At 54.4% G+C, this 13,127-nt stretch carries 14 protein-coding genes; 11 read left to right on the forward strand and 3 right to left on the reverse strand.

The window, feature by feature from the left end; all coding sequences use genetic code 11:
* The first annotated feature begins 10 nt into the window (after positions 1 to 10).
* From M0Q23_01410 to M0Q23_01435, 6 genes are all read left to right on the forward strand, one after another.
* Entirely contained in the window at positions 11 to 1,378 is a 1,368-nt protein-coding gene (locus M0Q23_01410) for a CoA-binding protein (protein ID MCK9527305.1), read from the forward strand.
* Positions 1,372 to 2,100 (forward strand): acetate--CoA ligase family protein, encoded by a 729-nt coding sequence (locus tag M0Q23_01415; GenBank protein MCK9527306.1) that lies wholly within the window; start codon positions 1,372 to 1,374, stop codon positions 2,098 to 2,100. Before M0Q23_01410 ends, M0Q23_01415 begins: the two co-directional genes overlap by 7 nt.
* A complete protein-coding gene (gene corA, locus M0Q23_01420; protein ID MCK9527307.1) occupies positions 2,060 to 3,133 on the forward strand; it encodes a magnesium/cobalt transporter CorA in 1,074 nt (357 codons plus the stop codon). Before M0Q23_01415 ends, corA begins: the two co-directional genes overlap by 41 nt.
* Before the next feature lie 117 nt (positions 3,134 to 3,250).
* Positions 3,251 to 3,883: a porin family protein gene (locus M0Q23_01425; GenBank protein MCK9527308.1), complete on the forward strand. Its 633-nt coding sequence runs from the start codon at positions 3,251 to 3,253 to the stop codon at positions 3,881 to 3,883.
* A gap of 410 nt (positions 3,884 to 4,293) precedes the next feature.
* Positions 4,294 to 4,530, forward strand: a complete 237-nt coding sequence (locus M0Q23_01430) for a ferrous iron transport protein A (protein MCK9527309.1) — start codon at positions 4,294 to 4,296, stop codon at positions 4,528 to 4,530.
* 2 nt (positions 4,531 to 4,532) lie between these two features.
* A complete protein-coding gene (locus M0Q23_01435) occupies positions 4,533 to 6,239 on the forward strand; it encodes a ferrous iron transporter B (protein ID MCK9527310.1) in 1,707 nt (568 codons plus the stop codon).
* A 347-nt stretch (positions 6,240 to 6,586) separates the two neighbouring features.
* On the opposite strand, the gene M0Q23_01440 is transcribed toward M0Q23_01435, so the two are convergent.
* Together M0Q23_01440 and M0Q23_01445 are read right to left on the reverse strand one after the other, a co-directional pair.
* On the reverse strand, positions 6,587 to 6,904 hold the full coding sequence (locus M0Q23_01440) for a hypothetical protein (GenBank protein MCK9527311.1): 318 nt from the start codon (positions 6,902 to 6,904) through the stop codon (positions 6,587 to 6,589).
* 179 nt (positions 6,905 to 7,083) lie between these two features.
* Positions 7,084 to 8,019 (reverse strand): DUF3108 domain-containing protein, encoded by a 936-nt coding sequence (locus tag M0Q23_01445; protein MCK9527312.1) that lies wholly within the window; start codon positions 8,017 to 8,019, stop codon positions 7,084 to 7,086.
* A gap of 307 nt (positions 8,020 to 8,326) precedes the next feature.
* On the opposite strand from M0Q23_01445, the gene M0Q23_01450 reads away from it, so the two are divergent.
* The 5 genes from M0Q23_01450 to M0Q23_01470 are packed head-to-tail and all read left to right on the forward strand — an operon-like array spanning position 8,327 to position 11,408.
* Positions 8,327 to 8,584: a ferredoxin family protein gene (locus M0Q23_01450; protein MCK9527313.1), complete on the forward strand. Its 258-nt coding sequence runs from the start codon at positions 8,327 to 8,329 to the stop codon at positions 8,582 to 8,584.
* Complete coding sequence (gene vorB, locus M0Q23_01455) at positions 8,577 to 9,659, forward strand: 3-methyl-2-oxobutanoate dehydrogenase subunit VorB (protein ID MCK9527314.1); 1,083 nt, start codon at positions 8,577 to 8,579, stop codon at positions 9,657 to 9,659. The genes M0Q23_01450 and vorB overlap by 8 nt, the downstream gene beginning before the upstream one ends.
* Positions 9,659 to 10,438, forward strand: coding sequence for a thiamine pyrophosphate-dependent enzyme (locus tag M0Q23_01460; protein MCK9527315.1), 780 nt, complete (start codon positions 9,659 to 9,661; stop codon positions 10,436 to 10,438). The genes vorB and M0Q23_01460 overlap by 1 nt, the downstream gene beginning before the upstream one ends.
* Positions 10,435 to 10,983 carry a 2-oxoacid:acceptor oxidoreductase family protein gene (locus M0Q23_01465; GenBank protein MCK9527316.1) on the forward strand — a complete coding sequence of 183 codons (549 nt, stop codon included), beginning with the start codon at positions 10,435 to 10,437 and terminating at the stop codon, positions 10,981 to 10,983. The genes M0Q23_01460 and M0Q23_01465 overlap by 4 nt, the downstream gene beginning before the upstream one ends.
* On the forward strand, positions 10,980 to 11,408 hold the full coding sequence (locus M0Q23_01470; protein ID MCK9527317.1) for a hypothetical protein: 429 nt from the start codon (positions 10,980 to 10,982) through the stop codon (positions 11,406 to 11,408). Before M0Q23_01465 ends, M0Q23_01470 begins: the two co-directional genes overlap by 4 nt.
* Before the next feature lie 46 nt (positions 11,409 to 11,454).
* On the opposite strand, the gene M0Q23_01475 is transcribed toward M0Q23_01470, so the two are convergent.
* Positions 11,455 to 13,098 (reverse strand): hypothetical protein, encoded by a 1,644-nt coding sequence (locus M0Q23_01475; GenBank protein ID MCK9527318.1) that lies wholly within the window; start codon positions 13,096 to 13,098, stop codon positions 11,455 to 11,457.
* Positions 13,099 to 13,127: the final 29 nt, after the last annotated feature.

Raw genomic sequence — 13,127 nt, forward strand, 5'->3', positions numbered from 1 at the left:
AGGGGGAACAATGAAACTCAAGCCGCTTTTTGAACCCGGGACGATGGCCGTCTTCGGCGTTTCCGCCACCTCTGAGCGCCATCCGGCCAACGTTATTTATGAAAAAAACAAAAACCGCTACCCTCTTGAAGTATTCGCTGTCAATCCGAAGGGAGGAAAGTTGCGCGATACGGTCCTGTATCCGTTGATTGCCGACGTTCCGGAAAAAATCGATCTCGCGGTGATTGCCGCCCGAGCCGAGTTTGTCCCCGACATCCTGATCCAATGCATCGATGCCGGTGTTAAGTCCGCGGCAATCATTTCCGGCGGCTTTACCGAAGGCGGCCGGCCCGATCTCCAGCACCGGCTGGTGGACATATCCCGTGAAGCCGACTTCCCCTTTATCGGGCCAAACTGCCTTGGCCTGTACGTTCCCCACCGCCTTGACACCTTTTTCCTGCCCATGGAGAGGATGATCACGCCCGGTATCGGCGATGTCGCCATTGTCAGTCAGAGCGGCGGTATCCTCGTTGACCAGATGATCAAATTTACCCAGCAGGGTGTGGGAATCTCAAAGGCCGTCAGCATCGGCAACAAGGCCGTCATTCGCGAAATCGACCTGCTTCGCTACCTGCGATCCGATTCAAAAACCAATGTCATCGCTTTTTATATCGAGGGTTTCAACGAGGGAGAAGGACGGGAATTCGTCAAAGCCGCCGATTGTTCGCCCAAGCCGGTGGTGCTGATGAAATCGGGAAAAACCGAAGCGGGACATCGGGCCGTATCGAGCCACACTGCCTCCCTGGCGGGAGACTACGCGGGTTTCCAGGCGGCTGTGGCGCAGCACAACATCCTGGAGGCGGCCAACGAGCATGAACTGGTCGCTTTTTGCGAAGTGCTGAGCGCCTACAGACAGCCCATCGAGGGGAAAATCGGTATTATTACCGCAAGCGGAGGCCACGGAGCCATGGCGGTAGACGCCTGTGCCCTGGATGGCATGTCCGTACCCGAATTTAACGAAGCGACACAGTCGGCGGTGCGCAGCGGTCTCTCAGATAAAGTCAGCCCCATCGCCTCCGTGGCAAACCCGGTGGACCTCACGGGCAGCGCGACAGACGACGACTTCGTCGCCTGCGTGAAAGCCCTGGGCTCTTCCACTGAAATCGATTGCGTCATTGTCCTGCTGTTGCCCTACATTCCCGGCGTGACTCTCGACATCGGAGTCAGGCTGAGCCAGGCCATGCGTCCCTTCAACAAACCGCTTATCGCCTATGTTCCGCACGTGGAAAAATACAACATGATGGTAGATGGGTTCGAATTCAACGGAACACCCGTGTCTTCTTCTATCGAAGGCGCGGTGCTGATGGCCAAGGCCCTGATGAGGAAAAAGCCATGCTGAAACAAGAAGCGGCAGAAATTATCCGGAAATCCGGGGAGTGGGGTTGGGTCCTCGAGCCCGATGCGATGAGGCTGCTTTCCCTCTACGGATTTAAAACGCCTCGATACAATGTGGTGACCCAGGCTCCCCGGGCCCTGGCCATTGCCCGGACAATCGGTTATCCCCTGGTAGCCAAGATCGTTTCGCCGTCCATTATGCATAAATCCGATGCCAAGGGTGTCGTTGTCGGCGTCAGGGACGACGAGACACTGATTCAGACATTGGAGAGGTTTCAAGGCTTCGACGGTTTCGCCGGCATGCTGATAGCGGAGATGGTCAGGGGCCTCGAGCTGATTATCGGAGCGAAAAACGATCTGCAGTTCGGCCCCATGATTCTTGTCGGCATGGGCGGCGTGGGCGTCGAGATTTATAAGGACGTCGCTCTGCGCATGGCGCCTCTTAAAGTCCGGGACGTGAAGCCCATGCTGAGTGAACTGACCGCCCACAAGCTCCTGGCCGGCTACCGCGGTTCCGAGCCTGTCAACATGGACACGCTCATCAAGACCATTGTGCGTTTTTCCCGGTTGATGATGAAGATGCAGGAAACCGTCGAATCGATAGATCTCAATCCCGTCATGTGCGGCGAAACGTCCTGCATCATAGCAGACGCCCGGATTATCTTGAAACAGGAGAGGTGGTCACATGGAAGAACGCGACAGGGGAATGACAACGCGCACCGATAAGGCTGGTCTCCCTCCGGGCACACTCATGCACGTGGGCGAGCGCAGGGAAGAGGAGATCAGGATCACCCGTTTTGACTACGGCCCCGATGGCGTCCACGAGACGGCTCCGGCCACCATTGAAGAATGCCTTTCCCTGACGACCGATTTCCCGGTTACCTGGATAGACATCGAAGGACTTCACCAGGTCGATGTTGTGGAAAAAATTGGATTGTTCTATTCCCTTGACCCCCTGAGCCAGGAAGATATTCTTACGACGACGCAGCGCCCCAAGGCGGAAGATTATGACGACTATATTCTCATTATCGTAAAAATGCTTTCCTTGGCGCAGGATTCCCACAGAGTCAGTACGGAACAGGTCAGTATCGTACTCGGCAAAGGCTATGTCCTGTCCTTCCGGGAAGCCCGGGGAAACCTGTTCGGTACCGTCAGGAAACGGCTGCGGGGAGAGAAGGGACGTCTTCGAAAAATGGGGGCCGATTACCTTGCCCACGCCCTGCTCGATGCCGTGGTTGATAATTATTTTGTCCTGCTGGAGCGATTCGGCGAACGAATCAAATCTCTCGATGATGAGCTCGAACAAAGGCCCGACAGAAAAACGCTCCAGGCAATTCACACATTACGACGAGAAAACATCTTTTTGGGAAAATCGATATGGCCTCTTCGGGAACTGATAAGCGAACTCGACCGGAGCGAATCGGAACTCCTGACCGATGGGCTGGACCGTTACCTGCGGGATCTGTATGACCACACGATTCAGATCATCGACATCGTCGAGACAAACCAGGACCTCATAACGGGCATGCTCGATCTCTACCTGTCGGGCCTAAGCAACAGGATGAACGAGGTTATGAAGATTCTCACCATGTTCGCGTCGATTTTTATTCCACTCTCGTTCATCGTAGGCATTTACGGCATGAATTTCGAGTTCATGCCCGAACTCACCTGGCGGTGGTCCTACCCGGTACTGTGGCTCGTCATGGTACTGGGCGCCCTTGGAATGCTCCTCTTTTTCAAGAAAAAGGACTGGTTCTGAAGCATACCGGAACAGGGTTGACATTACAGTATCGACTGCTATAGTCATTTGTCAGTCATTTGCCGAACAAAAACCCGAAGCATTCCACTCAAAACCAAAACGGAAAGGAGAACTATGATGAGACGTTTTTACTTTTTCGCTCTTGTCGTGGCCCTGGTGTTTTCCCTGTCTTTTTCAACAGCCATGGCGGAAATGTTCAACGGCCCCTACATCGGCGTAAATCTCGGGTACGGATCCACTGATTACAAAACGGACGTCGGCCCCGGCACACTGACACTGGATTCTCTCAGCGGAAGCGGTGTCAATGCCGGTCTCTTCGCGGGATACGGCGCGACGTCTCCCCAGGGCATATACTTCGGTATCGAGGCTGAGGGCTCCTGGAGCAGTGGAGATGTGGATGTGGATTTGATGGGCGCGAAGGCGGAACTGTCCCAGGACTGGACCCTGGGCCTGACAGCCCGTCTCGGAGGCATGCTTACGGAAACCATTCTCGGCTACGTCCGGGCCGGATGGGTCGCGACGAAATTCGAAGCTGAAGTCCCTCCCCTTGCCTGGTCACAGAAGAAGACCTTTACCGGTCCTCGGATCGGCCTGGGACTTGAATTTCCCATAAACAAAGATGTCTCTTTCCGCACCGACTACACCTACACCTGGTACCAGTCGAAAGACCTCGATGACGCCGGCGTTCCTGTCATGAGCGTCAAGCCGAGCGAACAACTGTTCCGTATCGGTTTCGCATACAACTTCTAAAAATCTTTATACGACATTCAGCACCGATACTGAGCCCGCCTTCTTACCGGCCGGAGAAGGCGGGCCGTTTCATCTGATCGGACCGAGCCGGAAGAAACCGGGTTCCCGAGGCATGTTCACTGCGGCCGGTCGGCCCACATCGACCGCCCTCGATAGTGGGGTCCTGCCGAAACGGAATCATCCACCCCCGCCGGACACCTTCCGGCCCAGCCATCGCAAGGCTCGACAGGGACAAACCGCCGGCATCGCCGACACATCCGTCCGAGAGAGTCACTCTCACCGGGTTATTTTTCCTTTCCATGTCCCTATTCTTTTATCTCTCTTGACAATTACACGGCACAGGTATAGATAGGCCTATCTAACTTTTAAGCTCTCACCGCTTCCGCAGGGTGAAAGCGACCAGGAGTGCCATGAAAAAAACTCTTTCTGATCTGAAACCTCATGAAACGGCGATCGTGTCCGAAATCCAGGGCGGGCAGGGCCTCGTGAGCCGCCTGAACGCCCTCGGCATCCGCCGGGGCAAAAAAATTACCATGATCCATCCCGTCTTTTCCCGAGGACCCGTAACGGTACTCGTCGACAGGACCCATATCGCCATCGGCCGCGGCATGGCTGACAAAATACTGGTGACCGCAGAGGAACCCTGATAATGCGTATCCTGCTCATGGGTAACCCAAACGTAGGCAAGAGCGTCGTTTTTTCGCGTCTTACGGGGGTTCGCGTGGTTTCCGCGAATTATTCAGGGACCACGGTTGAATATCTCACGGGAACCATGAAACTCGGGGATGAAATGGTGGAGATCGTCGATGTTCCCGGAACCTACACACTTGATCCTACCAGCGAGGCCGAAGAGATAGCCCTGAAAATGCTTCAGACGGGCGATCTGGTAATCAACGTGGTCGACTCGACGAATCTTGAAAGAAACCTCTATCTCACCCTGCAGCTTCTGGAACGGGACATACCGGTCATCGTAGCGCTGAATATCTGGGACGAAACGGTCCACAAGGGTATCGAAATCGATGTCGGCAAGCTGGAGGAAGTTCTCCGGGTGCCCGTGGTCACCACGTCGGCACTCACGGGACAGGGCATCAAAGATCTCGTGGAACGAATCCCCGAGGCCCGCTCACCCAGGTTCCCCCCCCTCATCCAGGATGTCCGGTGGGCCTCCGTGGGCAATATCGTTTCTATGGTCCAGCAGATCAGCCATCGCCATCACCGGTGGTATGAGCGGCTTGAAGATGCGAGCGTCAAGCCTCTTTCGGGATTGTTCATCGCAGCGGCGATACTCATCCTCTCCTTCGTGATCATACGCTTCATCGGAGAATCATTGATCGATTACCTTTTCGACCCGCTCTTCACGACATTGTGGCTTCCCGTCCTGGAACGCGCCAGCTTTCACCTTGGAGGGGACGGCTTTCTGCATAATATCATCATAGGAAAGCTGCTGGATGGGGAGATCAGCTTCACCGAATCCTTCGGCGTTCTCAGCAGCGGATTCTATGTACCGCTGGGGATGGTTCTCCCCTATATCATCTCCTTCTACCTCGTACTGGGACTCCTCGAAGACGTGGGGTACCTGCCCCGGCTCGCGGTTCTCATGGACACGACCATGCACCGCCTCGGCCTTCACGGCTATGCCATAATCCCCACGCTCCTGGGGCTGGGCTGTGCTGTTCCGGCCATCCTTGCCACCAGAGTCCTCGAAAGCAGACGGGAACGGTTCATCGCCGCCACCCTGGTGGCCATAGCGATTCCCTGCGCTTCCGCCCAGGCCATGATTATCGGTCTTGTGGGAGATTACGGTATCCGGTACGTCCTCATGGTCTACGGATCACTGGCGGTATCCTGGGTGGTTATCGGCATGATTCTCAACTACCTCATGAAAGGGCACAGCCCTGAGCTGCTTATCGAGATCCCGCCCTATCGACGGCCTCCCTGGACGTCAGTGTTTCAGAAGCTCAGGATGCGGGTGCGGGGATACCTGGTGGAAGCGGTTCCCATCATTCTGGGCGCGATTATTGTTGTGAACATCCTCTTTTACATCGGGGTCTTCGACGTTCTAACCCGCCTGTCGGCGCCGGTGGTAAAGGGCATCCTCGGCCTTCCCGAAGAATCGGTCACCTCCATCATCATCGGGCTTCTGAGAAAGGATGCCGCTCTGGGCATGCTTGCCACGACGGCAATGACGGCGAAACAAATGGTCGTCGGGTCAGTGGTGCTCACCATGTTCTTCCCCTGCATCGCCGCTTTCGTCGTCCTGTACCGGGAACTCGGAATGAAAGATTTTTTCAAGTCCATGGCGGTCATGCTCATAGCATCCATAAGTGCCGGCGGGCTGCTCAACCTGATCCTTTGAACATCGAACGGGCCTCTTCAAGGGGGACCCCTATCCAGCAACTCCAACTAACCGGTTGATTTTCCGCCCGCTCGTCCCGTCGGTTCCGGTCATCGTCAACAGGACTGTTCATAGCCATGTTGATAACCTTGTGGACGCTTCATACAAATGCTATAAAATCTCATTTTTACACCCTTTTGCGTAAACATTGGGCACATAATTGTTCTATATTATCAAATAGATAGAGCTTTCCGTCGCATAACTGAGGAGTTACAGGGCACGGGGGATCGGGCGGGACGGCTCACCGGGACAGGCGGGTACCGTGAACGGTCAGGAAGAAATGAAACAAATCAGGTCTGTTGTAACGATTATCGTTTCTCCGCGAAGAAGCCGAACCATTCCGATTCTGTTTTTCGAAGTTCCGAGTTTATATACTTGCGTTCTTTCCAGAGATGTTCAACCAGTTCGGCATTGTGCCTGCTTTCCATGTTTCCGCAGCCCGGCGCGGATGAATACACTTCACACAGAGTCGAATGGTGATTGCAGCGAATGCTGATGAATCCGCCATCCATTCCCCCCAAAAGAGGAACGTAATAGTAAAACTCCCTGTCCGAACGACGGATCTCTCCGGCAAGCAACCGGGCGTCTTTTTTGGATCGTATCTGAAAAATCGCTGGTTTCTTCATGGTTCCTCCTTCACCTTTATCCAGCCGGTGTCTGAAAAAACAAAAATACTCCAGACAGCCTTTTGTGGTGCGGCGAAAAGAACTGCCCTGTCGAATACGGGGAACACAGAGGATCGAAACGAATGTACCATTACAGTGACAGTGTATATTCTCAACTGATCCGGGCAAGGTCAAGCATTTTATGGTGACTCCCGCAGAGCAGATCCGGCGTTGCTTTCCGGGGTATTCCGAAGTCCCGGATCGGCTGTGACGAGATCTACCGTGAAGCTTCCAACCACGACACTGCTTTTCATGCGTACGGGCATGCGCCGGTTGTCGGCGGTTACCCACACAAAAAGGTCGGCGTCCCGGCTTTTTTTGAAAACGCCGTCCACGTCACCCATGTCAACCCGCACGAGGAAACTGTCATAATCAACGCCCCGGACCTTGATCATCTCCCGATCCATGACGACCGCCCTGCCGGTGATGGTTTTTTTCCCGTCAGAAACCGGTATAGCAAACTCTTTTCCAACATCGATATCAAAAAACCGGAAAGCGAAAAACATGGAGAGGGGGTCGAACGATCCGGGCAGCAGGGCAACCGAGGCGTGTTCTTCTCCGTTGTTGAAATAGCGCGACCGCATCGTATCCCAATCGTAGGTCACCACGACATCGCGCCTGCTTTTCCCCTCGCTTTTCTTGGTATAGAGGAGGGACATGGTCATGTCCTTGTCGGTAAAGCCTTCCATCCGGTCGCGGACACGGTAGAAAATATCGGCAAAAGCGTTTGTCCTGCTGACCATGGCGAAATGTCTGGCCTCGAGACCATTCACATCCGTCCGGGGCATCACCTCCAGGACACCTTCGCCGACCGGTATGGCGCCCCAGGTAACGACGAAAACCAAACGTTCACCGGGATAAAAAGGCTGCCCCGCGAAATCGCCGCCATGGCTCCGGAAAGGCCACACGCACAGACACACGCACAGGAGCAAGGCGACGGCAAGCGTTCCGATCCCTGCCCCTGCCCGGAAGCAGACATGCCGCTTCAGCGCCATGGTATCCGGTATTCGACAGTCATCCATGGGCATAACCGTAATAGCAATCAAACCGTGAGTCAAGCGCGTAACGACCGGCATGGAGTACACACCTCCCCTATGCTCTCCTCTCTCCGGCTGTGAAAAAACAAGACAACACCGGTGGATGTCCTTTTTTCCGAAGGTGACACAAAAGTCTTGAGGTTACCGTCTTACGGAACGAATCGACCGTCGGTAGACACAAGGATTTCCCGGCCCCTGTTCACATCCTGTGCTCTTTTAGTACTTGACAAATGGCGTGATGAGGCATAAGCAGCACATTCATTACCGTAATCACCTTTTCAGGAAAAATCCGACGGCCTTCCATGGAACAACGGACACGTTTCCCGGGAAGTCCCCACACAGCACCATGAAACAAGCAGAAAACAAAAAACCTCTTCGTCGCGGCCACATCGTTATTCACCAGGACACCTGTAAAGGGTGCGGCCTGTGTATATCCGTGTGTCCCGCCCAGGTGATCGGCTTTTCGCATGTACTGAATGAAAAAGGCTACTACCCGGCACTGTATCTGGAACCATCGGAATCAAACGAGGGACGTTTCTGCACCGGCTGCGCCATCTGCGCTATTATCTGCCCCGATGTCGCCATTGAAGTGTACCGTGACTGATAAAATTCTCATGAGGGGGACCCATGTGATCGCCGAGTCGGCCGTCAGGGCCGGCTGCCGTTTTTACGCGGGCTACCCCATCACACCACAGAACGAACTCGCGGAATACATGGCCTCCGCCATGGCCGCCCTGGATGACGGAACCTTCATTCAGGGAGAGAGCGAAATCGCCTCGATCAACATGGTGATCGGCGCCTCAATAGCCGGCGCCCGCGCCATGACAAGTTCTTCCAGCCCCGGTTTGAGCCTGAAACAGGAGGGACTCTCCTTCCTCGCGGCCCAGGAACTGCCGGCTGTCGTGGTCAACTCAATGCGGGGCGGTCCCGGCATGGGCAATATCGCTCCTTCACAGGGCGACTATTTCCAATCCACCCGCGGTGGAGGTCACGGCGATTACCGCTGCATAGTTCTGGCGCCTGCCTCGGGCCAGGAAATGGCCGATCTCACCCGAAGGTCCTTCGAGTACGCCGATCACTACCGTTCACCGGTCATCATGCTCATCGACGGTATGATGGGACAGATGATGGAACCGGTGCTTCTTCCCGAACCCCTCGCCGCGGCCGATCTTCCGAAGAAAAACTGGATCCTTGACGGAGCCGCCGGAAGACCCTGCAGAACGGTCAAGTCTCTGATTCTCGATACGGCCAAGGAAGAGGAGCACAACTGGAAACTGTTCCGTAAATACGAAAACATTTCCAAGGAACTCCAGATGGCTGAAACCTATCGGACCGATGACGCCCGTCTGGTGGTTGTGGCCTATGGCACCGCCGCCCGTGTAGCCAAGGGGGCCATAAAACGTGTTCGAGAAATCGGATTGAAAGTAGGCCTGCTCCGTCCCGTGACGCTCTGGCCTTTCCCACGCCGGGCTCTTGAAGACGCGAGCAGGTTCGTCAAAGAATTCCTGGTCTATGAAATGAATACGGGACAAATGGTTGAAGATGTGCAACTCTCCCTGAAACACCGGAGTGAAGTCCACTTTTATGGACGGCCGGGCGGTGTTGTACCGACTCCCGACGAGATAGCAAAGGTCATAACGAGCCTCTATTATCGACGGCGTCTCGAAGAGGAAGCCTGATGGCGAAACCCGTTTTCCAACGGCCGAGATATCTGCTCAATGCCCCTTTTCACTACTGTCCGGGCTGCGGTCACAGCATCATTCACCGGCTCATAGCCGAAATCATAGAAGAGCTTGAAATCGGGGATATCACGATCGGTGTTCCGCCCGCGGGATGCGCCGTTCTTGCCTACGATTACCTGGACATCGACATGGCCGAGGCCGCTCACGGGCGAGGCCCGGCCCTGTGTACCGGAATCAAACGGGTTCTGCCCGACAGGATCGTCTTCTCCTATCAGGGCGATGGCGATATAGCCGCGATCGGAACAGCCGAAACGATTCACGCCGCCAATCGGGGGGAAAACATAACCGTTGTATTCGTGAACAACAGCTGCTACGGCATGACGGGCGGCCAGATGGCGCCGACGACCCTTATCGGCCAGGAAACAACGACCACGCCGGGAGGCAGGATCGCCGAACGGGACGGTTCCCCCATCGATTTGAGCGAAATGGTCGCCATCGCCAAGGGAAGCGTCTACATCGAGCGGACATCGGTCCATTCCGTCAAGCATATCGTCAGAACGAAGAAAGCCCTCACGAAGGCCTTCAGGAACCAGATGGAAGGTCTGGGCTTCTCACTTGTTGAAATACTCTCACCCTGCCCGACGAACTGGAAATTATCACCTCTCGATTCCTGCGAGCGGATTGAAAAGGAAATTATGAAGGTATTCCCTCTGAAAGTTATCAAGGATGAAACGGGAACATCTCGACGTCAGCAGGGGGGGTCAAGGCATCTATGAAGAAAACGGTATTTGCCGGATTCGGCGGCCAGGGAGTTCTCATGATGGGGTACGTTTTTGCCGTTGCCGCCATGCGTGACGGGCAACACGTGACCTACCTGCCGTCCTATGGAGCGGAGATGCGGGGCGGCACGGCGAATTGTACGGTTGCCGTTTCAGATGACGAAATTTTTTCGCCTGTCGCGTCCGAACCTGATTTCGCGGTCATCATGAACAAGCCTTCCCTGACCAGGTATGAGAACATGATGCGGTCAGGCGGAACGGTCTTCCTGAACTCCAGCGTCATAGACCGGGATCTGACGCGAGAAGACATTTCCCGGGTTCTCGTTCCCGCCGGCGACATGGCCGGGGAGCTGGGATCACCCCGCGTTCTTAACATGATCATGCTGGGGGCCTTTGTCGCAAGGACACGGCTGACCACTCTCGAATCGATCATGAATGGTCTTGAAGAAATTATTAAGGGAAAATCGAGCTCCGTCATAAAGCTCAACAGGAAAGCTCTCGATCGGGGTGCCGGGTACGTAATGAAAGGATTATCCCCATGAAAACAATCAGGCAGATTTCACATTTTTTAAAAAATGAACCGGGGGGACTGTCCGAGGTAAGTGAAATTCTCGGCGCCAACGGCATCAATATTATTGCAATCTATTTCAAGGGCCATGGTAAGGAGGGAAGACTCCAGTTCGTTGCCAACGACCCTGACAAGGCCTTCAATGTTATGAAATCAGCAGGCTATGACGTCGAGGTTACCGAGGTCATCGCCTGTGTCGTACCTCACCATCCCGGCGGCCTGAACGCCGTTCTCAAGCCGCTCAGAAGCGCTCGCATCAATGTTGAGTATATTTATGCCTGTCTTGGAACCGGTGACATTACCGTTGTAGTCCTGGGAGTGGACGACATTGAAAAGTCTCTGAAAATTCTCAGCGACAACTGGATACGGCTCCTGGGCGAAGAGCTGTACCATATGTGACGGCATCGTCACAGGTAAAATCGACGTCCCCGTAAAAACTGCCTCATCATCCCCCGCAACCGATCCGGGCGGTCACTTCCGTAACAGGCAGCGTGCCTATGTCCAGGAGCTTGCCCTGTTCACGATGGTCCTCGTCCAGAAGATCGATCACCCGGGAATATACGTTCTCGATAAACACCGGTCCTTCGTGACCTGTCTTGCAAATTCCCATACGAAACTGTTTCCAGTCTTTTTCAGCCATCTTGTTTACGAGGTTTTTGGTCGCAAAAATTGAGCCGTAGCGGGCCAGACCTGAAAGGCGGGCCGCACAGTTGATGGTATCGCCCAGGGCTGTGAATTCAAGGCCCGTGGAACCGCGGACGGTGCTGAAGTATTCTTCCCCCTCGTTCAGGCCGATATTGAGATAGAGCGTGTTGAACCATTGTTTTCTGACCTTCCATTTCTGTGAAAATTCCACCATCCGTTCCTTGATCTCCAGGGCACAGGAGAGGGCGTTGACGAGATACCTGGAGTCACCTTTTTTGAGAAAGTAGTAAACCATTCCGTCCCCAACGTGTTTTCCATATATCCCGTAGTATTTTCTGTATGTTTCTTCAAGTGCTTTCCACATGTCATTGACGATCTCGAAGTATTCCTCCGGTGGCAGTTCCGTGCAAATGCGGCAGGAGTCCTGAAGATCCGCCACGAGGACACAAAAGGGGATCATGGTGGGCATTTTGAGGGATATGAGATCCTTGATAACGGCGGCCCTGTCCTTCAGGAGGTCGGATATTCCCTCGAGAATGGCATCCTCGTACTCAAAAATAAAAAATATTCCCTCCCTGAAAAAAGTGACATATACGGAATACAACTTCTCGCTCCCATCGGAGCAACGCACCCTGACCGACGTCCGGCGCACAACGCCCGCAGGGCTGACGGTGATCTTCTCGAAGCACTTTTCAAGAAAGCCTGCCTCGCCCTGAGATATGCCCTCATAGATCTTCGAGAGATACTCCACCCCGTGGCGTTCCTTGACGAGGGCAAGATGAATTCTGACCATCTCCTCCCAGTTCTTCATGTTTTTTTGAAACTCCCATCGGAAGAACAGCCTGAAGATATTCCTGTCATCCGCGATCCTGATGGACCTCACATCACTGTGAAAGAGCTGTTCCTCGGCCGATTCGTTTATCCACTCTATCTCGAAGTTGTAATTTAAAAGATAGGCGGGCGCCCTGATCGAATCAAGGTCGAGATTGAGGCCTGTTTTTCTTTCAGGCAACGGATGCCTTCGGGGCCGTTCGGGCGGTTTTGTACTGCTGAGGGAATCATCCGGCTCCGCTCGCCTATCCCTCTCATCAGCCGTCAGACCCTGCCGCCCCGGGACCGGTTGCCCGTCAGGACGCTCCGGACCGGTGTCCCGGACTTCATTCCGCCCGTTGTCTTCCCGGCCTTCCGTCATTTCACCGACAATGAGCCCCATAGACATACCCTCCCGTTTCATTCGCTGTATCCTGTGGACCCGACTCACCACCCATTCGGGGAAATAACCTATGCGCTTCGCTCTCGTCGTACCGGAACCGGGAATTTTTACAACCGGTTTCGGCAGCATTCCCATCTTGATATAATTATTCAAGGTTGCCCGAGATATGCCTGTTTTTTCAAGCAATTCTTTACTGGTGACGTCCGGCGTACTCTTTCTTTGTGATGTCATGGGAATCCCTCCCCCGGTATGTCCGTTCC

The sequence above is a fragment of the Syntrophales bacterium genome (genome assembly GCA_023228425.1).
GTDB lineage: Bacteria > Desulfobacterota > Syntrophia > Syntrophales > UBA2210 > MLS-D.